This is a genomic window from Vibrio gangliei (assembly GCF_026001925.1).
Taxonomy (GTDB): Bacteria; Pseudomonadota; Gammaproteobacteria; order Enterobacterales; family Vibrionaceae; genus Vibrio; species Vibrio gangliei.
On record NZ_AP021869.1, the window covers coordinates 1,030,363 to 1,054,771 of the forward strand.

Below are 24,409 nucleotides of genomic sequence, written 5' to 3' on the forward strand. Positions count from 1 at the left end.
TTAGATACTAAAAAGGCTCATCATATTGATTTGATGAGCCTTTTTTCGATAGGTGAAACGGCAAGAATATATAGACCGATAACTTATAGCGTTATCTGATTTTTATTCAACCGTGATGATGCGCATACAGTTAGTGGAGCCGACGAGATCCATGACATCCCCTTGGGTAATAATAATTTTATCTCCAGCGCTCAGTAAGTGTTTTTGCTTTAGCGTTTCAATTGCCGCTAGTGCACATGGTAGGCCCGAGCCCGCGTCGTTTTCAAAGTAAACCGGTGTTACACCACGGTAAAGTGCTGCACGGTTCAGTGTGCTTTCGTTGCGAGATAGAGCAAAAATAGGTAGGCCAGAGCTTAGGCGTGACATCATCAAAGGCGTACGGCCAGATTCCGTCATCGAAATCATAGCAGTAATGCCTTCCATGTGGTTTGCGGCGTACATGGTTGCCATAGCAATGGTTTCTTCAGCAGACTGGAATTTACGATCCAGACGGTAGTTCGATACATTCACTGTTGGCATTTTTTCTGCGCCAATACACACTTCCGCCATCGATTTCACCGTTTCCACAGGGAAGCTACCAGCGGCGGTCTCAGCAGACAGCATCACGGCATCGGTACCATCTAGAACGGCGTTAGCGACGTCCATTACCTCAGCACGAGTTGGCATCGGGCTGTTGATCATCGATTCCATCATTTGGGTTGCGGTGATCACGTTACGGTCTAGGCTACGAGCACGGCGAATTAATTGCTTTTGTACACCGACTAATTCTGCGTCGCCAATTTCAACACCTAGATCGCCACGCGCCACCATCACAACATCAGAAGCAAGAATAATATCATCCATACTTTCTTCATTTATGACCGTTTCAGCACGTTCCACTTTGGCGACTAACTTTGCTTCTAAGCCAGCATCACGGGCAAGACTGCGTGCGTAATTCATGTCTTCGCCATTGCGAGGGAATGAAATCGCAAGATAGTCTACTTTGATTTTTGCGGCGGTGAGAATGTCTTGTTTATCTTTGTCTGTCAGTGCATCAGCAGAAAGGCCACCACCTTTTTTGTTGATGCCTTTGTTGTTCGATAATGGACCTGCAACGGTCACTTCTGTGTGAACTTTATTACCATCGACCCCTGTCACTTTCAGTTGCACGCGGCCATCATCCAGTAGAAGAATATCTCCAGGGCCGACATCTTTAGGTAGCTCTTTATAGTCAAGGCCGACAGAAAATTGGTCACCTTCACCTTTAGGTAAGTCACTGTCTAGTGTGAATTTATCGCCAATATTGAGTTGGATTTTGCCATCTTTAAACGTTGATACGCGAATTTTAGGCCCTTGTAGGTCACCAAGAATAGCAACATGGATGCCAAGTTTTGCTGCGATGTTACGTACTTTTTCAGCGCGTAAAATATGGTCTTCTGCTGAGCCGTGAGAGAAGTTCATACGAACCACATTCGCTCCCGCTTTAATGATTTCTTCAAGCACACCTTCTTTGTCCGTAGCGGGGCCCAAGGTGGTAACAATTTTTGTGCGTCTTAAACGTTTAGACATGCATAACTCCATCTATAAAGTACTTAAATTTTTTCAACGGTATCACTAAATGATGTCGCATTTCATTAATTGACTCGCAAATTCAACTGAAAAAGTGTTTCAATTTTTTTAAATATCTGCGTGGTCAGGTAATTTTCTTGTTTCTAAATTGGATAGAATAGACGCAAATGGCAATTTCTGCGTGATATTTGTCACGCAACGGGGGGAGTGCGCTTCACAATTAGTTTGGGGTGTAAAAAAATTACAGTCTGTTTCTAAAAAGGAGTACATCATGTACATGGCTCAACCTGGTCATATTGATCAAATTAAGCAAATCAATACAGGTCGCGTATATAAATTGATCGATCAGTTTGGCCCAATTTCACGCATTGACTTATCGAAATTAAGCGGGTTAGCGCCTGCGAGTATCACGAAAATTTCGCGTGAATTGATGGAAGGCCACCTTATCCATGAAACAGTCGTACAAGAATCATTAAGCCGTGGTCGTCCGGCGGTAGGTTTGCAAACCGATAATATTGGCTGGCAGTTCTTATCTGTACGTTTGGGGAAAGGTTACCTCATACTGGCATTACATGAACTCGGTGGTGAGATTATTGTTGATGCTAAGGTTGAACTAGAAAAGCTAGATCAAGATAAGCTCCAGCAGCGTATTTTGGACGAAATAGATGGTTTTTTCGTGCGTAATGCACGTTCAGTTGAACGAATGACCAGTATTGCCGTGACGTTACCTGCCAAAGTGAATTTCTCTGCGGGTACGGTGCTGCAAATGCCTTACTTTAATATTCATAATTTAGAGTTAGGCCCTGCGATTTATGCTAAAACCGGGGTTCCTGTATTTATTGCCAATGATACCAGCGCATGGGCGTTGGCTGAGCTCTTATTTGGTCAGTCGCAAGAAGTGGATAATTCACTTTTGGTCAGTAACCACCAAGGTGTGGCAGCTGGCGTGATTTTAAATGGACGCCTTGCTTATAATCGATTCGGCAATATGGGTGAACTTGGGCATGTCCAGATTGATCCTAATGGTGAATTGTGTGAATGCGGTAAACGAGGTTGTTTAGATACGGTGGCATCATCAGAGGCCGTTTGTCGCTCGGTGGCATCTCGTATTGAGCAAGGCGAGCCTACTACGTTATCTGCCGAGCAATTGACTATGGATAAAATTTGCTCTGCGGCAATATCAGGTGACGATTTAGCGAAACAAGCCATCGAAAAGCTAGGTCAAGACTTGGGTAAGGGTATTGCGCTGATGGTGAATATTTTTAGTCCAGAGAAAATTTTGCTTGGCGGCGCTTTAACCAAGGCCAAATCCATTTTATTTCCAGTGATAGAGCAAGTATTGCAGCAGGAAAATTACTCTCTTTATGAAAAGAATATCCCCATCGTCGAGTGTAAGTACTTTACCCAAACAACCATGCCAGGGGCAGCACTGATCAAACAAGCGCTCTATGATGGCTCTTTATTGATGAAAGTTGTCGAAGGTTAAGTTCAACCCTTGTTTAAACCAAGGTGAAATGAGTGTGAAATGAAAAAGCCAGTGCACAATGATGGTGGGCCACCTCATGCTACTGGCTTTGTTTTTCTAATGCTTTATTCAGTTCCGATGATGATTAAACCGGCTTGCGTTTTGGTTGGGCATCAATGCATTGCCCGTGTACAGTTTGGCCTTCCGGAGCCATCAAATACACATACAACGGCATAATATCTTGTGGTGTTTTTAACAGTTCGGCATCTTCCGCCGGGTAAGCTGAAGCGCGCATTTTAGTGCGTGTGGCGCCAGGGTTTATCGCGTTAACACGAACCGAGGTATCGCTTAATTCGTCGGAGAGAATTTGCATCATGCCTTCGGTGGCAAACTTCGAAATCGAGTAACTTCCCCAGTAAGCACGTCCAATATGACCGACAGTCGAAGAGGTAAATACCACGCGGCCATCGGGTGATTTTTTCAGTAATGGCAACAAGGCTTGAGTCATGAGTAACTGGGCTTTGACATTAACTTGCATGACTTCATCAAAACTGGCTTCATCAATTTGTTCAAATGGGGTAATTGAGCCCAATAGACCGGCGTTATGCAGTAGTCCATCTAATTGACCAAATTGCTCATTAATGGTGTCAGCCATATCTAAATAATTTTGTTTGCTTGCCCCTTTCATATCCAGTGGCACGATAGCCGCTTGAGGGTAACCTTTGGCTTCGATCTCATCATAAACGGCTTCTAACTTGCTCACCGTTCTGCCTAATAAAATCACAGTTGCACCATGTTGAGCGTAATGCAGAGCAGCTTCTTTACCAATGCCATCTCCGGCACCAGTAACTAAAATGGTTTTTCCAGTCAGCGCATTGGGGGTCACAGAATAATTCACAGTATACAATCCTTATCAAACGTTATGTCACTGAATCTAACTTTATGTCACTGATAGGTTTATGCCATAATGCAACAGAATTTGCAGTTAAGTGGTAGGCATAAACGAAGGGCTTTACCATACACTAGTTCATCAAACTTGAGGGAATGATATTGGAATTTTTGCTGGATTATGGGCTGTTTTTAGCCAAAGTCGTGACCTTTGTTGTTGCGGTTATTGCTGTTGTGGTTGGTATTAAAGTATTGGGTTCGAAAGGCAACCAGGCAAAAGGTGAGTTACAAGTCACCAATTTATCTGAAAAACATGAAGAAACGATTGCCCAACTTGAAGGGCATTTACATGATGAGGCTTATTTAAAAGCGCGTCATAAAGCACAAGAAAAAGAGCAAAAAGAAAAGAATAAACAACAGGCTAAAGAAGCCAAAAAAGCCGCGAAATCAGGTGAATTGGTAGATAAGCGCAAGCCACATTTATTCGTATTAGATTTTCATGGCAGCATTGATGCAAAAGAAGTGACCTCATTACGTGAAGAGGTGACGGCTATTTTAGCGGTCGCAAAAGAAGGCGACGAAGTGTTAGTTAGGCTTGAATCTGGGGGCGGGATGGTCCATGGATATGGATTAGCCTCATCTCAACTTGATCGCTTGAAAAATGCCAGCATAACCCTGACCATTGCGGTCGATAAAGTAGCGGCAAGTGGTGGTTATATGATGGCGTGTGTAGCAGACAAAATTGTCTCAGCACCATTTGCCATTGTCGGTTCTATTGGTGTGATTGCTCAAATTCCTAACTTTAATAAGTTATTGAAAAAGAATGATATTGAGTTTGAGCAACTGACCGCTGGTGAATATAAGCGCACGTTGACTATGTTTGGTGAAAACACCGATAAAGCGCGCGAAAAGTTTAAGCATGAGCTTGAAGAAACCCACGGGCTGTTTAAAGACTTTATTCGTGTACATCGTCCTGAATTAGACCTTGATAAAGTCGCGACAGGCGAGCATTGGTTTGGTGCCCAAGCGAAAGAACTTGGCTTGGTAGATGAGATCAAAACCTCTGATGACTTGATTGTGGAAGCGGCGAAAGAGAAATCGGTATTGGCGTTACATTATGTGCGTAAAAAGAAACTGTCTGACAAGATTTCAGGCAGCGCCGCTAAGACCGTAGACAGTGTATTGCTGAAGCTGCTTTCTCGCGGTCAGCGACCCATTGTTTAAGTCGACAAATTTTCAGGACTAAGAACTGATTTACATCAATCTTTATTGAATTAAGCTCACGTCATGTGGGCTTTATTTTTATTTAAATAAAATTCGGAATTGATGAATTTTGTGCCACTTTTAAACGGAGATGTCAGCTGATATCTACCTTTTTACCTAAGTTATATTTTTATAACCTGGCGAGAATTGAGAAATTTACTATGTTCAGGAAGCTTGAATTTGATCACATTTAAAAGCAATATTCGGCCATCTTCCTTTACTTTGTATCTAATTGTTACGAGAGAACAAAATGGACAACAATCAATTTGAATCGTTAATGCCAGCTGATATGGCAAAAAAAGCCGCTGAAACCGGTGTGTATAAAGTTAATAAGCCTTTCTTTAAAACTTTTATGCTTGCGATGACGGCAGGTATGCAAATCGGTATCGCTTTTATTTTTTACACCACAGTGACGAGCGGTACTGAGTCTATTGCACCGGGTTTATCTCACTTAGTGGGCGGTTTGGCATTCAGCTTAGGTTTAATCCTAGTGGTTGTGACAGGCAGTGAGTTGTTTACCAGTTCAACCCTTGTTGTGGTAGCGAAAGCGAGTGGCATGATCAGCTGGGGCCAATTGTTCAAAAACTGGGTTCAAGTGTATTTTGGTAACTTTGTTGGTTGTATCATTTTGGTCGGTATTATGCTGGTGGCTCAACAATATATGAGTGATAACGGCGGCATTGGTATTAACGCGATGCACATCGCTCAACATAAAATGCACCATTCTTTTGCTTCTGCAGTGGCATTAGGCACTATGGCGAACTTATTAGTTTGTATTGCAGTGTGGATGTCTTACTCTGGCCGCACTCTGACCGATAAAATGTTAATCCTTATTTTGCCTGTAGCCATGTTCGTTGCGTCAGGTTTTGAGCACAGCATCGCAAACATGTTCCAAATTCCATTTGCGATTGGCATTAAAACATTTGCGCCAGCTGAGTTCTGGGAAATGACGGGTACAACAGCGAGCCAGTTTGCAGATTTAAACCTAGCGGATTTTGTTATGAACAACTTAATCCCGGTGACTATCGGTAACATTATCGGTGGTAGTGTATTTGTAGGCCTATGGTTCTGGTCTATCTTCTTACGCAAATAAGTGTAAAGTTATCGCTATAAAAATGCCCTAGTTCAAAGCTAGGGCATTTTTGTATCAATCTATTTGTATCTATAGATGTAGGAGGATAAAGATCAATGAACGGTATTTTCGAGCGTGAACTCTTTGGATAAATGCAGTGCTAAGTATTTAAACATATTAAATACTGCGGTAGTTTTTTCCGTTGGCAACCCTTGCTCATCTAAGAAATATTCACCTTTGAAAATAAGGACATCGTCTTTTTCCGTGACCGATGTGGCTCGCATGCCTTCTACGTAGTCGGCATGGTCTTGAATCACTTGGTTTGCGATAAGAAGAAGTTCAAATTCAGAAATGGCTTTCTTACTGCTCATATTGGCCTACTCACTTGTATTGGAAAATAAGGTTGGGTTGAATCTATTGAAATTAGGCGGTATTGTCCGCGTCGTTCAAATCCAGAGTGAAGGTAAGTTTATACCTAACAGCAAACAGGATCTAACGGAAAAATAGCCTAAGATCTTGTTTCATAAATTGGCGATATGTCATTCAGTCAGAATGAAAAGTAAAAAAACAGGTTGATCTTATTTAAAACTCACTCGATAGTAAAAAAAGAAGCAAATTAATTATAAACAGCGTGCTGCATGATAAAGCACCTGATGAGGATGTTTAGAATCGGTTATGGGTAAATCTCTTGTTATTGTGGAGTCACCAGCCAAAGCAAAGACGATCAATAAGTATCTTGGAAAAGACTTTGTTGTGAAATCGAGTGTTGGCCATGTGCGTGACTTGCCTACTGCTGGCCAAAGCAGTGGAAAGAAAGCAGCGGCAATTTCGACCAAAGGTATGAGCCCAGAAGAAAAAGCTCGTATTAAGAAAGAAAAAGACAAAGCAGCGCTGATCAAAAAGATGGGCGTTAACCCGTATAACGACTGGGAAGCAAACTACCAGATCTTACCGGGTAAAGAAAAAGTCGTTGCTGAATTACAAAAACTCGCAAAAGATGCGGATTGCGTTTATCTCGCGACCGATTTGGACCGCGAAGGGGAAGCTATTGCGTGGCACCTTCGTGAGATCATCGGTGGCGATGACGCGCGCTATAAACGAGTAGTCTTTAACGAAATTACCAAAAATGCGATTCAACAAGCTTTTGAAACTCCGGGTGAGTTGAACCTTGATGGCGTAAATGCTCAACAAACACGTCGTTTTTTAGACCGTGTAGTGGGCTTTATGGCATCACCACTTCTGTGGAAGAAAGTGGCACGAGGTTTGTCTGCCGGTCGCGTACAATCTGTGGCAGTAAAACTCTTGGTGGAACGTGAACGTGAAATCAATGCGTTTATTCCGGAAGAGTTCTGGGATATTCACGCGGATACCACCACGCTGGATAATACAGATTTTCGTTTATTAGTTGCACAGAAAAATGGTGCAACGTTTAAACCTGTTAATGAAGCAGAAACCAAAGCTGCATTAACAGTATTGGAAAAAGCGACTTACGAAGTGTGTAAGCGCGAAGATCGCCCAACCTCAAGTAAGCCATCAGCGCCATTTATTACCTCAACCCTGCAGCAAGCGGCAAGTACCCGCTTAGGCTACGGTGTTAAGAAGACCATGATGCTGGCTCAGAGGCTCTATGAGGCCGGTTACATCACTTACATGCGTACTGACTCAACTAATTTGAGTAAAGAAGCTGTAGAGGCTTGTCGTGAGCTTATTCAATCTGAATTTGGTGACGCTTATTTACCTGCAAATCCGTTAACCTATGGCAGCAAGCAAGGTGCTCAAGAAGCGCACGAAGCGATTCGTCCTTCAAGCGTTGATGTGAAAGCCGACGACTTGCAAGGTATGGAAGCGGATGCACATAAATTGTATGCTTTGATTTGGAATCAGTTTGTTGCTTGTCAAATGACGCCAGCTAAATACGACTCAACGACGGTGAGTGTTAAAGCGGATGACTTTACTCTAAAAGCGAAAGGTCGCATTTTGAAATTTGACGGTTGGACTCGTGTTCAGCGTCCAATGGGTAAAAATGAAGACCAAATTCTGCCGGCAGTGAAAGTTGGCGATACGTTGTCATTGAAACAATTGGATCCTAAGCAGCACTTTACTAAGCCGCCAGCACGTTATACCGAAGCTGCATTGGTTAAAGAGCTTGAGAAACGTGGCATTGGCCGCCCATCGACTTACGCTTCCATCATTTCCACCATTCAAGATCGTGGTTATGTGAAAGTTGATCAGCGTCGTTTTTACGCTGAAAAAATGGGTGAAATCGTTACAGATCGTTTGGACGCAAGTTTCAACGATCTTATGGATTATGACTTCACCGCTCGTATGGAAGAGAAGCTCGATAAAATAGCCGAAGGCCAGTTAACTTGGACAGACGTGCTTAACGAATTCTTTGATGCGTTCACCGCCGATCTAGAAAAAGCGGAACTCGATGAATCGGAAGGTGGCATGATGCCAAACAAGATTGTCGAAACCGATATTGAATGTCCAACCTGTTCTCGTCCAATGGGAATTCGTACTGCTTCAACGGGCGTCTTCCTTGGTTGTACCGGTTATGCGTTGCCACCGAAAGAGCGTTGTAAAACCACCATTAACTTGGGTGACGAAGAGGGTGTCATTAACGTTTTAGAAGAAGACGTTGAAACCGCGGCATTACGTGCTAAGAAACGTTGTCCAATTTGTGAAACGGCAATGGATGCTTACCTAATTGATGATAAGCGTAAAATGCATGTGTGTGGTAATAACCCGAACTGTGAAGGTTACGTGGTTGAGTACGGTGAGTTTAAGCCTAAAGGTTACGATGGCCCATTGGTTGAATGTGACAAATGTGGCTCAGACATGGTGCTGAAAAACGGCCGTTTTGGTAAGTATATGGGCTGTACTAACGAGGAATGTAAAAATACTCGTAAGATCTTACGTAACGGTGAAGTCGCACCACCGAAAGAAGATCCTGTGCATTTCCCTGAATTGCCATGTTCAAACTCTGATGCGTATTTTGTTCTACGTGATGGTGCTTCTGGCCTGTTTATGGCGGCGAGTAACTTCCCTAAATCACGTGAAACCCGCGCGCCACTTGTTGCGGAAATGGCAGAATACAAAGAGCGTATTCCAGAGAAATTCCATTACTTAGCATCCGCACCGGTTGCTGATCCAGGTGGTGTGCCAACGGTTGTTCGCTTTAGCCGTAAATCGAAAGAGCATTACGTGCGCTCTGAAGTCGATGGTAAACCATCAGGCTGGACGGCGCTGTACGTAGACGGTAAATGGGAAATTACCGATAAGCGCAAAAAAGCGAAAAAGTAATTCTCTGAATTAACGCATAAAAAAGAGCTTAATGTGTTTGCATTAAGCTCTTTTTGTATACATTGGTTCCTGGTTCCTGGTTCCTGGTTCCTGGTTCCTGGTTCCTGGTTCCTGGTTCGTTAGGCGAGGACGGTAGCTTCTACAGGTACACCGCTATGAAAACGAAACTCGACTTCTTCTCGCTCAATCAATTCGGCTTCACGTTGACCAATTAAGCGTACACGTTCTGAAATATCTTCTCCGGCAATAGCTTCGGCAAGGGCTAAGTAATCTTGATAATGACGCGCTTCTGAGCGAAGCAGGGAAACATAGAACTTATTCAGCTCTTCATCTAAAAATGGGGCTAATTTAGCAAAACGTTCACACGAACGGGCTTCAATATATGCGCCGATAATCAGCTTATCGATCAAGGCGGCAGGCTCATAAGTACGCACCATTTTCATCAAGCCTTTGGCATACGTACCAGCAGTGAGGTTTTGATACGGAATATCACGGCTTTCCATGATTTCTAGCACTTGCTCGAAATGGTGGAACTCTTCTTTGATCAAGCGAACCATTTTATCAACCAGATCTTGGCCATGCTCGAAACCAGCTTTCACCGTTAGGCTACTTGATTGCATGATGCTTTTTTCAGGGAATTTGACATCTCGAATGCATTTATAAACGTAGTCTTCATAAGGTTTAGCCCATTGCATTAAAGTGTCACCACTGGCGCCATCAACCGCATATTTACGCACCATAAACATGGCAGTTTGCGCGGCTTTCAGCTCACAGTTGCAGTGGTCAATTAATAAAGCATTGAGATTTTCTGGTTGTTTCGCTTTTTCTATCCAAGCATCGGGCGTGGTGCATTGGAGAAAAGTATGGATAGGTTTAAGTAATTCTTGGTACATAGATGACAGTTTGAGCTTAGGACAATTTTGAGCGGATTTTATCATAGAAAGTAATTTAATCCGTACTCACACTGTCTTTTTATCGTGATTATGCTAGGAAAATGCCGGCAGACACGTTATAACTAAACCTTATAAGTAACCGTATTACGCTGATGGAGAGGGAAGCCAGATGAAGTTACAGCAGCTGAGATATATTGTTGAAGTCGTTAATAACAATTTGAATGTGTCGGCAACGGCAGAAAATTTATTTACCTCTCAACCAGGGATCAGTAAGCAAGTTCGTTTGTTAGAAGACGAATTGGGGATTCAAATTTTTGAGCGAAGCGGTAAGCACTTGACGCAGGTTACCCCAGCTGGCCAAGAGATCGTGCGTATTTCTCAGCAAATTTTATCGCGTGTTGAGAGTATTAAAGCGGTTGCGGGGGAACATACTAACCCCGAATGCGGTACTTTGAATATTTCTACGACTCATACTCAAGCTCGTTATGCCTTGCCCGATGTGATCAAAGGTTTCACTAAGCGATATCCAAAAGTCTCCCTTCATATGCATCAAGGCACACCAAGCCAAATGTCAGAAGCGGTATCAAAAGGGACGGCAAACTTTGCCATTGCTACGGAAGCACTGCATTTATATCAAGATGCTATTATGCTGCCTTGTTACCATTGGAATCGTTCGATTGTGGTGCCAAAAGGGCATCCTTTGACAGAGCTAGAGCAAGTGACCATTGAAGATCTTGCGCAATATTCTTTAGTGACTTATGTGTTTGGCTTTACCGGTCGTTCGGAATTAGATACCGCCTTTAACCAAGCAGGTCTGCAGCCCAAAATCGTGTTTACTGCAACGGATGCTGATGTCATTAAAACATATGTCCGTTTAGGGGTTGGGGTAGGTGTGTTTGCGAGTATGGCAATCGATAAAGACAAAGACAGCGATTTAGTTGCGATAGATGCAAGCCATATTTTTGGGGCGAGTACCACCAGTATTGGATTTAAACGCGGTACTTTCTTGAGAAGTTATATGTTCGACTTTATGGAACGTTTCGCTCCTCATTTGACTCGCCCTGTAGTAGAAAAAGCGATTGGTTTGAAAAATAATCAAGAAATTGAAGCCATGTTTAAAGACATTCAATTGCCTGTCCGTTAACGATTTATGGATAGTAATCTTAAGCAGCGCTTCAGGTCATTAGATCAAGCGCTGCTGGCTCAGCAACATTTCTGGCGTATCGAGCCTTTTCATTTGAGTGAAAAACAACAATCACCGTGGCCAGAACATGGTGATCTGTTTGAGTTTATACAAACGCTCACTGCGGCTGATATTGAAAAATACAAAACCAATAATGACGCGTTAATATCAGCGTTAGAACCGTATATTCCCGATCTTCAATACATGTGGCAACAATGTGAGTTGCCAAGTTTTGAGTCGCGAGAGCTCCCCAATATTCAACATCACCCTAATACTCAACATCTCAGCGTAGGCATACCTGGTAGAAAGTGGCAGCAAATTAGTGCAATGGGTATGGCGGCTTTACACATAACACATCATCACTCATGGCTTGAATGGTGTGCAGGTAAAGGCTATTTAGGTCAGTGGCTTGCGCAACAATCGTTTAAGCCAGTTGTCAGTTTTGAATGGCAGAAATCGTTGTGTGAAGCGGGGCAAGACTTAGCTGATAAGCATGGTTTGCCGATGACTTTTGTACAAGGTGATGCTCTTTCTGAGCAGTGTACTTCTGTATTTGAACCGACACAACATGCGGTGGCATTGCATGCGTGCGGGGATTTGCATGCTCATCTCATTCAGCATGTGTGCGATTTTAAACTGGCAGGTGCAACGATTTCTCCTTGTTGCTACCACTTAATTCAAACTGATCATTACCAACCATTGTCACAACTTGGGCAAGAATCTCAGCTGTGTTTGTCAAAGCATGATTTGCGGATCCCATTGCAAGAAACCGTTACGGGTGGTGAACGTGTGTCTCGCCATCGCGAGTTGGAAATGACGTATCGTTTAGCTTTTGATTCACTGTTAAAGCACCTTCAGCAAACGGATGAGTATCTACCTATTCCAAGTATAAAAAAGTCGTTACTGAGTGAAGGGTTTGAATTCTTCTGCCATTGGGCCATAGAGCAAAAACAGTTGAATGTTGAGCTACCCAATACACTCACATATTGGTTTGAGCAAGGTCAGACACGGTTTTTACAAATGGAAAGGTTGAGTCTCGTCCAACAAGTGTTTCGTCGGCCGCTGGAAATGTGGCTCGTGTGCGACAAGGCATTGCGTTTACAGCAAAGCGGCTATGATGTCTCCCTCAGCATTTTTTGTTCGCGAGACATCACGCCACGGAATATATTAATTCAAGCGATTCAGATTTAACGCTAGGTCTTAACTCAACGCTTGCTTCGCATCCATGAACGGGAGATTAAACCCTTCAGCGACCTCTTTAATAGTAAGGTGACCATGAATAACATTTAGCCCTTTTAAGAAGCCCGGATCATCGAGTAAAGCTTGTCGATACCCTTTGTTGGCGAGTTTGAGAATATAGGGCAGGGTGGCATTATTAAGCGCAAAAGTGGACGTTCTTGCCACGGCTCCAGGCATGTTTGCTACGCAGTAATGCACAATATCATCAACAATATAAGTGGGTTCAGCATGGGTCGTGGGTTTTGATGTTTCAAAACATCCACCTTGGTCAATGGCGACATCCACCAAAGCCGAGCCGGGCTTCATGCGTTTCAAATGTTCTCGTTGAACAAGTTTAGGGGCTGCGGCACCAGGGATCAGTACAGCGCCAATCACTACGTCAGCTTCACTGATTAACTGATCAAGCAGCTCTTGAGTTGAATAAGCGACTTTAGCTGTACCTTGAAATTCTTCATCTAAGCGGCGTAGGGTATCGGTGTTTTTATCTAAGATAGTGACATCTGCGCGTAAGCCAACGGCCATTCTCGCTGCATTGGAACCCACGACCCCGCCACCGAGAATGAGGACTTTAGCTGGCATCACTCCAGGTACACCTGAGAGGAGTAAGCCACTGCCACCATGAGATTTTTCTAAAGTTTGTGCGCCAGCTTGTATTGACATTCTGCCCGCAACCTCGGACATTGGAGCTAATAGTGGCAGACGACCCATATAATCTGTTACAGTCTCATAGGCTATACAGACGGCTTTGCTCTGGATTAGGTCTTCCGTTTGTGGGAAATCTGGCGCTAGGTGCAAATAAGTGAACAATATTTGCCCTTCTTTGAGCAAAGCTCGCTCGGAGGATTGAGGTTCTTTAACCTTAACAATCATATCTGCAGTAGAAAACACCTCTTTTGCAGTGGGAAGAATGGACGCGCCTGCGGCGATGTAATCTTGGTCAGAGAAGCCAATTCCGGCTCCGGCCTGACTTTCGAGAAACACTTGGTGACCGTGAGAGACAACTTCTCTTACGCTCGCAGGGATCATACCGACACGATATTCGTGATTTTTGATTTCTTTTGGGACACCAATTTTCATTCTGAACCCTCTTACATTAGTGGTTGTTATGTCTGGCTTAAGGCACATTCGCCGGGCTAATGTAAAGTGTAGTTATGATTTGGTAATATTTGATTCTGAATATAAAGAGAATGTAGAATATATTTTTGCAGGGAAGTAATTAAGGTGAATATCAATGACAGATAATTATAAAAAGCCATCAAAGGACTTGGACAGGATTGACCGCAATATTCTAAATGAATTGCAGAAAGATGGTCGAATTTCAAACGTAGAGCTTTCAAAGCGTGTAGGTTTGTCTCCAACGCCATGTTTAGAGCGTGTACGACGCCTTGAACGTCAAGGTTACATTACTGGCTACACCGCACTTTTAAATCCTCAATATCTTGATGCATCATTGTTAGTGTTCGTAGAGATCACGCTTAACCGTGGTGCGCCGGATGTATTTGAGCAATTTAATACTGCAGTACAAAAGCTGGATGATATTCAAGAGTGTCATCTTGTTTCAGGTGATTTTGACTATTTACTTAAAACGCGTGTATCGGATATGGGTGCATATCGCAAGTTACTAGGTGATACGTTATTGCGTCTTCCAGGTGTGAACGACACCCGTACTTACGTAGTTATGGAAGAAGTTAAACAGTCAAATCAACTGGTGATTCAAACTCGATAATCAAAATCTGTTCGAACGATGTCAAGATGTGTTCAAATCTGACTCTAGGCATCGTTTGGGTATAGGTTTTTCCGCCTATTTCGGTTATTGTATCGAGTGTTGTCTAGCGAGCGGTCGAGGCTTTGTCCTAGGGCCGCTCGTTGTATTTTGGACCACCGAGTGAATTATTCTTATTTCACATCAGAGTTGCTAACCTTATAAAGGATGCACCCTTTGGCAACTTATCTCTAAATAAGAATAAACGCCCAATAACCACTCGGAATAGGGGAACGTTTTGTTTACGTACAGTAAAAATATTTTCAAGCAAGGCAAGTCGAAAACCATCACAATCATTAAAGCAAAAGAATCTAAGGCGAAACCACGTCTTAATGGTTCACAACGCTTAAAAGAATGTGGCCTGATCCTTGGCCTACTTATCGCTATTTTGATGATGGTTGCGCTTTTCTCATTTAACCCAGCCGATCCTTCCTGGTCTCAAACTGCATGGGGCGGTAGCGTACATAACGCTGGTGGTTATATTGGCTCATGGCTTGCGGACACACTGTTCTTTACTTTTGGTGTTTTTGCCTACCCACTTCCTTTTATTATTCTTGGCGCAAGCTGGGCGTTTTTCCGTTCACGCGATGAAGGCGAAACGATTGATTTTCTCTTATGGGGAACCCGCCTTTTAGGCCTAGTTATCATGCTATTTACCAGTTGTGGATTAGCCGATATCAACTTTGATGATATCTGGTACTTCTCATCTGGTGGTGTTATTGGTGATGTACTCACTTCGATTGCAACGCCAGCATTAAATATTCTCGGTTCCACTTTGGTGTTCATGTTCCTGTGGGGCGCAGGTTTTACGCTATTAACGGGCATTTCTTGGTTGAGCATTGTTGAACACCTTGGCCAGGCGGCATTGCGTTTTACTCAACGTTTATTCAACCGTGTTCGTCATAGTGAGCCAACCACTTTATCAGCCAACCAATTCCAACAAGCCGAATTAAGTCAAATGCGTGTAGATGGAATTGATGACGATGCATTGTCGTTAAAGCCCCTTGCCGCTGAACAAGAACAAGATGAGCTTGGTGATATCCCTCGCATGAGTACCGACAATCTTGATGTGGATGATGAGCAAGTAGGGGATGGTGAACACAGCAATGAAAAAGAAGCGAAGAAGAAACGCTTCAATATTCATTTCCCGCGTCGAGCGAGCAAAGCCGAGAAGGTTCAAGCGACTCCGAAAGTTGAAGATAACTTTGAACTTAGCGAAGAGGACATGAATGATCCTCTGTTTGCGCCGACACCAGCACCTAAATCTGAGCCAGTTGCAGTGCCATCACAGTTACGCTCTGAACCTCAATCACTTGCTGAGCAATCACCATTAAATTCAGACGTTCAGCTGGAGACGAATACCGCCGCTTCTGAATTTACGCGTACACAAGACCGTTATCAAAATCCGAATGCGACGATCGCGGAATTGGATCAGAAAGCAGTATCGGAAGATGATTTTGTCGATCAAGACGCCCCTGAGAAAATGAGTACACAGGGTATGCAAACTCCTCCTGCGGTTGAGATGCCTCAGCAAAATGCTGCAGCGCAACAAGCTAGCCAAGTTATTCCAGTTGAACAAGACACTCCAGTTGAAGATGATGAACAAGGCCCAGTATTAGGCGATCTGGATTCAATTCTTGATGATGAGAAGCCGAGCACTCATGCACCTTTATCAATGCCTACAGAATCACATACTTCTCCGACTGTTTCGGCTGAGTTAAATGTTGCGCCTGAGTCAAATGCAACGGACAGCGTTACGCAAGAGTCAACGTCTGTCGTTACTGAACGCACTCAACCTGAATCACAATCGGGGAATAACCCAGCGGTATCTGCCTCGAATGCTGAGTCTCGAGTTGCACCACATGAACAAGCAGCATCTGCACAAGAAACAGGTGAGTCACAGCCTCAAGTTGAAGCAACAGCACCAAAAGAACCGAAAGAACAGGCAGATAACGGCGCAACGTCACCACAAGCGCCAGAATCCGAAGACCAAGATTCCGCTGCCTTCCAAACGATGGTTGCAGCAGCTCAAGCCAATGCATTGGCTTCACAGAATCCATTCTTGGTACAAAACGATGTGAATTTACCGGTACCGACTTCGCCAATGCCGACATTGGAGCTTTTGTATCACCCTGAAAAGCGTGAGAACAATATTGATCGTGAAGCGCTAGAAGAAATTGCTCGCTTAGTGGAATCAAAATTAGCAGATTACAAAATTGAAGCACGAGTAGTGGATATCTTCCCAGGTCCTGTCATTACTCGTTTTGAATTGGATCTTGCACCCGGTGTTAAAGTAAGCCGCATTTCTGGTTTATCGATGGATTTGGCTCGATCGCTTTCGGCGATGGCTGTTCGCGTGGTGGAAGTGATCCCGGGGAAACCTTATGTTGGTCTTGAATTGCCTAACATGAGCCGTGAAACCGTATACCTTTCGGATGTGATCAGCAGCGAAGCCTTCCAGAATAATAAATCACCAACTGCGGTGGTATTAGGGCAAGATATTGCGGGTGAAGCCGTGGTGGCTGATTTAGCGAAAATGCCTCACGTTCTTGTTGCCGGTACGACGGGTTCAGGTAAATCTGTCGGCGTAAACGTGATGATTCTGAGTATGTTGTATAAATCAACGCCAGAAGATGTTCGATTCATCATGATTGACCCGAAAATGCTCGAATTGTCGATTTATGAAGGTATTCCTCATCTTCTTTCTGAAGTTGTGACGGATATGAAAGATGCCTCGAATGCACTACGTTGGTGTGTTGGAGAGATGGAGCGTCGTTATAAATTGATGTCAGCCATTGGTGTGCGTAACTTAAAAGGTTACAACGAAAAGCTGAAAATGGCAGCAGAAGCAGGGCACCCAATTCACGATCCTTTATGGCAACCAGGTGATAGCATGGATGAAATGCCACCTCTATTGGAAAAATTACCTTATATCGTAGTGATCGTGGATGAGTTTGCTGACCTTATTATGGTGGTTGGTAAAAAAGTGGAAGAGTTGATTGCTCGCCTTGCTCAAAAAGCGCGTGCAGCCGGTATTCACCTTGTCCTAGCGACACAACGTCCATCGGTAGATGTGATCACGGGTTTGATTAAAGCCAACATTCCAACGCGTGTTGCCTTTACGGTATCAACCAAAACCGACTCGCGTACCATTCTTGACCAAGGTGGTGCTGAATCATTATTGGGTATGGGTGATATGCTATATCTACCACCAGGTTCTAGCCATACCATACGTGTTCACGGTGCATTCGCATCGGATGATGATGTCCACGCAGTTGTAAACGATTGGAAAGCGCGTGGTAAGCCAGTTTATATTGATGAAATTGTTCATGGTGAACCAACAGCAGAAAGCTTGTTACCAGGTGAACAGTTAGAAAGTGAAGAAGACGTCGACCCACTTTATGACCAAGTGGTTGAATTTGTAACAGAATCTCGCCGTGGTTCAGTTTCAGGTGTTCAACGTCGTTTCAAAATAGGTTACAACCGTGCGGCAAGGATTGTGGAACAACTTGAAGCGCAAGGTGTCGTAAGTGCACCGGGGCATAACGGAAACCGTGAAGTTATTGCTCCACCACCGATCAAACAATTCGATTAATCGAAACGGGTTGGTCTAAGTTTTTAACATCGAGGATAGATATGAAAAACTGGTTGCTAGTGTTGTTATTTGCGAGTGCAAGTGTGCTTGCCGCGCCAAAAGATGAATTAAATACCCGCCTAACTAAAAATGATGGGTTCAGTGCTAATTTCACTCAAAAAGTCACTAGCCCTGAAGGTGAAGTGTTACTCGATGGACAAGGGACGGCGGATATTTCTCGTCCTAGCTTATTCCGTTGGAAAACCACGTCGCCGGATGAAACGCTACTCGTTTCCGATGGTAAAACGGTGTGGTATTACAGCCCGTTTGTCGAGCAAGTGACTATTTTGAGTCAAGAACAAGCGACTGCTCAAACACCATTTGTGTTACTAACGCGTAACCGTGCGAGTGATTGGGCGAACTACACGGTGACACAATCAAATGATACGTTTACCTTAAAACCTGCGGCGAAAGACAGCACAGTTGGTACGTTCCAAATTAAAATCACGCCTCAAGGTGTGGTACAAGCGTTTAATGTGATTGAACAAGACGGTCAACAAAGCCAATTTGTGTTCACTAACTTCACGATGAAGAAACCGGCATCTTCACTGTTTAGTTTCAAAGTGCCGAAAGGCGTTGAGGTTGATGATCAGCGTTAAGGCCAACAGAGCCTAGAGCAAGAAGAATGAGTAATTACAGCTTAGATTTCTCTGCTGATGAAGACTTTCGACCACTGGCCGCTCGTATGCGGCCAGTATCGATTGAGCACTACTGCGGTCAGCAACATATTTTAGGCCCGAATAAACCACTTCGTCGTGCGTTAGAGGCCGGTCACTTGCATTCCATGATTCTGTGGGGGCCACCTGGTACAGGCAAAACGACATTAGCTGAAGTGGCTGCTAACTATGCCAATGCCGAAGTGGAGCGTATTTCAGCGGTTACTTCTGGTGTTAAAGATATCCGCTTAGCAATTGATAAAGCCAAAGAGCATAAACTATCTGGCCGAAAAACCGTGCTATTTGTGGATGAGGTGCATCGCTTTAACAAAAGCCAACAAGATGCATTTTTACCTCATATTGAAGATGGCACTGTCACCTTTATTGGCGCAACGACCGAAAACCCCTCATTTGAACTGAACAACGCATTATTATCTCGCGCTCGTGTTTATAAACTTACGTCTCTTAATCACGATGATATTATGGCGGTTTTGCGCCAAGCGATTGATGATCCGGAGCGAGGTTTAGGGAAAATCAAAGCCAGCTTTGAAGAGCAAACTCTTGAACGCTTAGTGGATTTAGTCAATGGTGACGCCCGTATGTCACTGAACTACCTTGAGCTTTTGTACGATCTTGCCGAAGAAAATGCGCAAGGAGAAAAAGCCATTACCTTGGCATTATTAGCGGAGGTGGCTGGCGAGAAAATTGCTCGTTTCGATAATAAAGGCGACATGTGGTACGACTTAATTTCTGCGGTACATAAGTCGATCCGCGGTTCCAATCCAGATGCCGCGTTATATTGGGCAGCGCGAATGATGACGGCAGGATGCGACCCTTTATATATTGTACGGCGTTTATTAGCGATAGCATCAGAAGATATTGGTAATGCCGATCCACGAGCCATGCAAGTTGCGATTTCGGCTTGGGACTGTTTTACTCGGATTGGCCCAGCAGAAGGTGAACGTGCTATTGCACAAGCGATTGTTTATCTTGCATGCGCTCCAAAAAGTAACGCGGTATATACGGCATGGAAGCAAGCGCTAACCGATGCGCATAACCAACCAGAATTTGATGTTCCATTGCATTTACGCAATGCACCGACCAATTTAATGAAAGATATGGGCTATGGGCAAGAATACCGATATGCCCACGATGAACCGGGTGCTTATGCAGCTGGAGAGAATTACTTTCCTGAAGAAATGGCCGATACTCGTTATTATTTCCCCACCAACCGTGGCTTAGAAGCGAAAATTAACGACAAGCTAGAGTATTTGGCTGAATTAGATGCAAAAAGCCCACAAAAGCGCTATCAAAAGTAGTGCTTTTTGGGTATCTTTTTATTGTTGTGTGGCAGGGGCCAACGCAACCTTATTTTAAATCATACTTAGACAACAGGATTAGCAATGCTTGATTCTAAATTATTTCGAACAGAGCTGGACACTACAGCTGAAAAACTAGCCCGTCGTGGCTTTACGCTGGATGTCGAAAGCATCCGCAGCCTTGAAGAACAACGTAAGTCGCTACAAGTGAAAACAGAAGACTTACAGGCATTGCGTAACTCCCGTTCGAAATCCATCGGTCAAGCAAAAGCCAAAGGCGATCACGAAGAAGCAGAACGTATTCTTGCGGAAGTAGGAACCTTAGGTGCGGATCTTGATGCAGCAAAAACTGCTTTAGCTGAGCTACAGATTCAACTCGATGAAATTACCTCTGCGGTGCCAAACTTGCCTGATGATTCTGTGCCAAATGGTAAAGATGAAGAAGACAACGTAGAAGTGGCACGTTGGGGCGAACCTAAAACTTATGACTTTGAACTAAAAGATCATGTTGATCTTGGTGAGATGGGTGATGGTTTAGATTTCGCTAGCGCAGTAAAAGTAACGGGTTCTCGTTTCATTGTGATGAAAGGTCAATTTGCGCGTCTTCATCGTGCTATTGCTCAATTTATGCTGGATTTGCACACGGAACAACATGACTATACAGAAATGTACGTACCGTACCTAGTGAATTCAGACAGTTTATTCGGTACCGGTCAGCTACCAAAATTCAGTGAAGATTTATTCCATACACGTCCTCTAACTGAGCAAGTGAGCGATGAACCGCTGAAAACATTGTCACTGATTCCAACAGCGGAAGTTCCAGTGACGAATATGGTTCGTGATACGATCACCGATGAAGCGGATTTACCGATTAAAATGACGGCACATACACCGTGTTTCCGCTCAGAAGCGGGTTCTTACGGTCGTGATACTCGTGGTTTAATTCGTATGCACCAGTTCGATAAAGTCGAATTGGTTCAAATCGTGAAACCAGAAGAATCAATGAATGCACTGGAAGAATTGACTGGTCATGCTGAAAAAGTATTACAACTACTAGAATTGCCATATCGTAAAGTGATTCTATGTACTGGTGATATGGGCTTTGGCGCAACCAAAACTTACGACTTAGAAGTTTGGGTACCTGCGCAACAAACTTACCGTGAGATTTCTTCGTGTTCTAACTGTGGTGATTTCCAAGCACGTCGCATGCAAGCTCGTTTCCGCCGTAAAGGTGAGAAAAAACCTGAGCTTGTTCACACACTAAATGGTTCTGGTTTAGCAGTTGGCCGTACTATGGTGGCGATTTTGGAAAACAACCAACAAGCGGATGGCCGTATCGAGATTCCACAAGTGCTGCGCCCATACATGAACGGTTTAACTCACATCGGTGGTTAATCCCTTAAGGTTGTTGTATTAAAGCAACTAAAAATAAGCGGCTGAGTCCTATAACTCAGCCGCTTTTTTATTACTTTTAGTCAGCGCTAAGATCGCACGATTTTCCTACTCTCAGCGTGTCATTCTTGAAATGAGGTAGGCGTTATGCGGAATTTGTCATCTCAATGAAACTTATCTGAAATCCAAGTCTTGCTTCATGCAATTTGTTGCATCCAACTTACTCAATAATACGAGTAATAAAGGTTTGCTCGTCATCGACAAAAGCCACAAAGCCGCCGTGATAGATAAACACCCGACCACGCCCTTCGACTAAACAGGCAAGCTGAGGCTGTAAATCTTCTTCATTATCTTGGCTTTGAAAAGTACCTGTGTCGGTTATCACGCCGCGCAAGGTAGGTAAATATCCGTAAGTGCGCTTAGCTTGATCAATCAGGCTTAGCTCGCTGGTCGTTGAAAAGCTTGAAGGGATTGTGCCTGCATCTTCGATAAACAGGGTTTTCAATTCTTCAAAAGCGGTAATCACTAACCAGTCGATATCGTTAACGTGGTGGATAAACATAGTTTTGCTCTTTACTTTTCTCTATAACAAAAAACCGAAGCCAATATGATCGAGCTTCGGTTGATTTTTGAAAGTGATTCTATAGCTATCTAGCGGTAGTCAGCGATTACTTTTCTGTCGACTTTTCTTCGCTATCGACTTTTGCTACTTAATCTTGTTTTGCTGGTTTTTCGATTTTCACACGTGGTTGAATGTATTTGTGTGAAACATCTACAATCGCAACATTATCAATGAAAGTACGACCAAGCAGTACTGGATACTGTAAGTGGGTACGGTCGGTCAGAGTAAAGTCGGTTTTGGTTTTGTAATCACCAAGTTGCACATCAAGTTGTACTACAGGGCGAGATGCTGATGGCTCATCTGTTGTAGATTGCACCACTTCAACCCAGCGAGTCACAGGGTAAGTGAGCGTCTTACTCTTCCACTTTTTATGCGCCAATTTGAAATCGACGAAATTTTTACCGTCTTTCTTGTAAGTTTTGATATCAACAGCACTGATTGATGAGGATGTCGCCCCTGTATCAACACGAGAAAGAATATTCCTGTTCAGCTCTTTTACGTATATCCACTCTTTTTCACCCAACACTAGGTCGCCACTTTTGGTATGAGTGTCAATACTGACCTCTTGAGGTGTTACCTTACTAACCGGTTGGGTTTGTTCTGCTGCGATAGTGCTGAAAGAGCATGAGAACAAAGCGATAAGTAACCATTTAAACATATTAAATAAGCCTTAATGTTTATTGAGCGAAATATTTGAGCCTCATTATACCCAAGTGACGTCAAGATGCGAGTTTGACGTTACTTGGGTATAGCACAATTTTAATCGATTAAAGCATAACAAGGGCCTGATTTTGCCTGTTTTTTGCAATACTTTTATGCGGTTTTGATTTTAATAAAAACAGTCGTCATCTTCTATTGCAACACGTATTGCATTGATCAGGGCTTTAATATGTTCTGGCTGGCAAATGTAGGGCGGCATTATATAAATAAGTCGGCCAAAAGGGCGAATCCAAACACCTTGAGAAACAAATTTAGCCTGGATGATTTCTAAATTGACGGGCTGATGGGTTTCGACCACACCAATCGCCCCCAACCACCTTACAGATTTTACTTTTGGATGGGTGAGCAACAGTGGTAATTCTTGTTCAAAGTGATTTTCTATAGTGAGAACCTGGGACTGCCAATGGTTTTGTTGTAACAGCGATAAGCTTGCGTTTGCAACCGAACAGGCTAATGGGTTTGCCATAAAAGTGGGGCCATGCATAAAGCAGCCTGCTTCACCATCGCACACACCAGTCGCCACTTTTTCAGTGGTAAGGGTGGCCGCGAGTGTCATATAACCGCCGGTTAATGCTTTGCCAACACATAAAATATCGGGCTCGATGTTAGCGTGTTCGAAAGCAAATAATCGGCCAGTTCTGCCAAAACCAGTGGCAATCTCATCAAGGATAAGCAGCAGTCCGTATTGATCACAGAGTTCACGAATTCTGGATAAACATTGAGGGTGATATATTCGCATTCCACCTGCGCCTTGGACTATGGGCTCTAATATTACCGCGGCAAGATGTGGATGGTGGCGTTCGATTTTTATTTCGAAATCCGCCAAATCACTAGGATCATATTCAGGCCATTTTCCTTCCACTTTTTGGCTGCAAGCGGGCGATTGAGCAAAAATATGCTGCGGTAAAAATCCCTTATACATTTTATGCATCGAGTTATCCGGATCGGTGACCGACATCGCTGCGAAGGTATCACCATGATAGCCATGTGATAGGGTCAGAAACTGGCTTCTTTGACTCACTTCTCCTCGTTTTGCTGCATGGTTATGCCAATATTGCAGCGCCATTTTTAGTGCCACTTCAACACTGACAGACCCCGAGTCGGCTAAGAAAATATGCTGAATGTTATCCGGTGTCATGGCTAATAATCGCTTGCCGAGTTCAACCGCCGGCTGATGAGTTAACCCGCCGAACATGACATGCGACATATCTTCAATTTGCTGATGCGCGGCTTGGTTGAGCAACGGATGATTGTAGCCATGAATCGCAGACCACCACGATGACATTCCGTCAATCAAGGTTTCGCCAGTCGATAAATGGATATAGACCTCTTGTGCTTTCGAAACAGGGTAACAAGGAAGCGGGTTAGTGGTTGAGGTGTAGGGATGCCAGAGGTGTTTTTGATCAAAATCCAGTGATTGAAAATTCATTGTGTAAACCATTGTGTTCTT

General features: G+C 43.7%; 19 protein-coding genes. 11 read left to right on the forward strand and 8 right to left on the reverse strand.

The window, feature by feature from the left end; all coding sequences use genetic code 11:
* Nucleotides 1-102 precede the first annotated feature (102 nt).
* Nucleotides 103-1,548: a pyruvate kinase gene (gene pyk, locus Vgang_RS04700; RefSeq protein WP_105902360.1), complete on the reverse strand. Its 1,446-nt coding sequence runs from the start codon at nucleotides 1,546-1,548 to the stop codon at nucleotides 103-105.
* Nucleotides 1,549-1,819: 271 nt separating this feature from the next.
* On the opposite strand from pyk, the gene mlc reads away from it, so the two are divergent.
* Nucleotides 1,820-3,034 (forward strand): sugar metabolism global transcriptional regulator Mlc, encoded by a 1,215-nt coding sequence (mlc, locus tag Vgang_RS04705; RefSeq protein WP_105902359.1) that lies wholly within the window; start codon nucleotides 1,820-1,822, stop codon nucleotides 3,032-3,034.
* Nucleotides 3,035-3,158: 124 nt separating this feature from the next.
* Here mlc and Vgang_RS04710 read toward each other — a convergent pair whose 3' ends face one another.
* Nucleotides 3,159-3,911 carry a YciK family oxidoreductase gene (locus Vgang_RS04710; protein ID WP_105902358.1) on the reverse strand — a complete coding sequence of 251 codons (753 nt, stop codon included), beginning with the start codon at nucleotides 3,909-3,911 and terminating at the stop codon, nucleotides 3,159-3,161.
* A 152-nt stretch (nucleotides 3,912-4,063) separates the two neighbouring features.
* Here Vgang_RS04710 and sohB point away from each other — a divergent pair, with 152 nt between their 5' ends.
* Both sohB and focA read left to right on the forward strand, forming a co-directional pair.
* Nucleotides 4,064-5,125 (forward strand): protease SohB, encoded by a 1,062-nt coding sequence (gene sohB, locus Vgang_RS04715; RefSeq protein ID WP_105902357.1) that lies wholly within the window; start codon nucleotides 4,064-4,066, stop codon nucleotides 5,123-5,125.
* A 289-nt stretch (nucleotides 5,126-5,414) separates the two neighbouring features.
* Entirely contained in the window at nucleotides 5,415-6,257 is an 843-nt protein-coding gene (gene focA / locus Vgang_RS04720; protein WP_105902356.1) for a formate transporter FocA, read from the forward strand.
* 92 nt (nucleotides 6,258-6,349) lie between these two features.
* On the opposite strand, the gene Vgang_RS04725 is transcribed toward focA, so the two are convergent.
* Entirely contained in the window at nucleotides 6,350-6,607 is a 258-nt protein-coding gene (locus tag Vgang_RS04725; protein WP_105902355.1) for a YciN family protein, read from the reverse strand.
* A gap of 304 nt (nucleotides 6,608-6,911) precedes the next feature.
* On the opposite strand from Vgang_RS04725, the gene topA reads away from it, so the two are divergent.
* The gene (gene topA / locus Vgang_RS04730; RefSeq protein ID WP_105902354.1) at nucleotides 6,912-9,539 is read left to right on the forward strand and encodes a type I DNA topoisomerase; all 2,628 of its coding nucleotides are present in this window, start codon (nucleotides 6,912-6,914) and stop codon (nucleotides 9,537-9,539) included.
* A 119-nt stretch (nucleotides 9,540-9,658) separates the two neighbouring features.
* Here the strand turns inward: topA and miaE are convergent, their stop codons facing one another.
* Entirely contained in the window at nucleotides 9,659-10,477 is an 819-nt protein-coding gene (gene miaE, locus Vgang_RS04735) for a tRNA isopentenyl-2-thiomethyl-A-37 hydroxylase MiaE (protein ID WP_211294034.1), read from the reverse strand.
* A 124-nt stretch (nucleotides 10,478-10,601) separates the two neighbouring features.
* On the opposite strand from miaE, the gene cysB reads away from it, so the two are divergent.
* A complete protein-coding gene (cysB, locus tag Vgang_RS04740; RefSeq protein ID WP_105902353.1) occupies nucleotides 10,602-11,576 on the forward strand; it encodes an HTH-type transcriptional regulator CysB in 975 nt (324 codons plus the stop codon).
* Nucleotides 11,577-11,582: 6 nt separating this feature from the next.
* Nucleotides 11,583-12,806, forward strand: a complete 1,224-nt coding sequence (locus Vgang_RS04745; RefSeq protein WP_105902352.1) for a methyltransferase — start codon at nucleotides 11,583-11,585, stop codon at nucleotides 12,804-12,806.
* Nucleotides 12,807-12,815: 9 nt separating this feature from the next.
* Here the strand turns inward: Vgang_RS04745 and ald are convergent, their stop codons facing one another.
* Nucleotides 12,816-13,931 (reverse strand): alanine dehydrogenase, encoded by a 1,116-nt coding sequence (gene ald, locus Vgang_RS04750; RefSeq protein ID WP_105902351.1) that lies wholly within the window; start codon nucleotides 13,929-13,931, stop codon nucleotides 12,816-12,818.
* Between the two features lie 154 nt (nucleotides 13,932-14,085).
* Here ald and lrp point away from each other — a divergent pair, with 154 nt between their 5' ends.
* From lrp to serS, 5 genes are all read left to right on the forward strand, one after another.
* On the forward strand, nucleotides 14,086-14,580 hold the full coding sequence (lrp, locus tag Vgang_RS04755; protein WP_086961035.1) for a leucine-responsive transcriptional regulator Lrp: 495 nt from the start codon (nucleotides 14,086-14,088) through the stop codon (nucleotides 14,578-14,580).
* A 295-nt stretch (nucleotides 14,581-14,875) separates the two neighbouring features.
* Entirely contained in the window at nucleotides 14,876-18,211 is a 3,336-nt protein-coding gene (locus Vgang_RS04760) for a DNA translocase FtsK 4TM domain-containing protein (RefSeq protein WP_105902512.1), read from the forward strand.
* A gap of 41 nt (nucleotides 18,212-18,252) precedes the next feature.
* Nucleotides 18,253-18,849 carry an outer membrane lipoprotein chaperone LolA gene (gene lolA / locus Vgang_RS04765; protein WP_105902350.1) on the forward strand — a complete coding sequence of 199 codons (597 nt, stop codon included), beginning with the start codon at nucleotides 18,253-18,255 and terminating at the stop codon, nucleotides 18,847-18,849.
* 26 nt (nucleotides 18,850-18,875) lie between these two features.
* Complete coding sequence (locus Vgang_RS04770) at nucleotides 18,876-20,225, forward strand: replication-associated recombination protein A (protein ID WP_105902349.1); 1,350 nt, start codon at nucleotides 18,876-18,878, stop codon at nucleotides 20,223-20,225.
* 84 nt (nucleotides 20,226-20,309) lie between these two features.
* Nucleotides 20,310-21,620: a serine--tRNA ligase gene (serS, locus tag Vgang_RS04775; RefSeq protein ID WP_105902348.1), complete on the forward strand. Its 1,311-nt coding sequence runs from the start codon at nucleotides 20,310-20,312 to the stop codon at nucleotides 21,618-21,620.
* Between the two features lie 217 nt (nucleotides 21,621-21,837).
* Here the strand turns inward: serS and Vgang_RS04780 are convergent, their stop codons facing one another.
* From Vgang_RS04780 to bioA, 3 genes are all read right to left on the reverse strand, one after another.
* Nucleotides 21,838-22,179, reverse strand: a complete 342-nt coding sequence (locus tag Vgang_RS04780) for a cytosolic protein (protein ID WP_105902347.1) — start codon at nucleotides 22,177-22,179, stop codon at nucleotides 21,838-21,840.
* 148 nt (nucleotides 22,180-22,327) lie between these two features.
* A complete protein-coding gene (locus Vgang_RS04785; RefSeq protein WP_105902346.1) occupies nucleotides 22,328-22,897 on the reverse strand; it encodes an ATP-dependent zinc protease family protein in 570 nt (189 codons plus the stop codon).
* Between the two features lie 171 nt (nucleotides 22,898-23,068).
* On the reverse strand, nucleotides 23,069-24,388 hold the full coding sequence (gene bioA, locus Vgang_RS04790; RefSeq protein ID WP_105902345.1) for an adenosylmethionine--8-amino-7-oxononanoate transaminase: 1,320 nt from the start codon (nucleotides 24,386-24,388) through the stop codon (nucleotides 23,069-23,071).
* Nucleotides 24,389-24,409 lie beyond the last annotated feature (21 nt).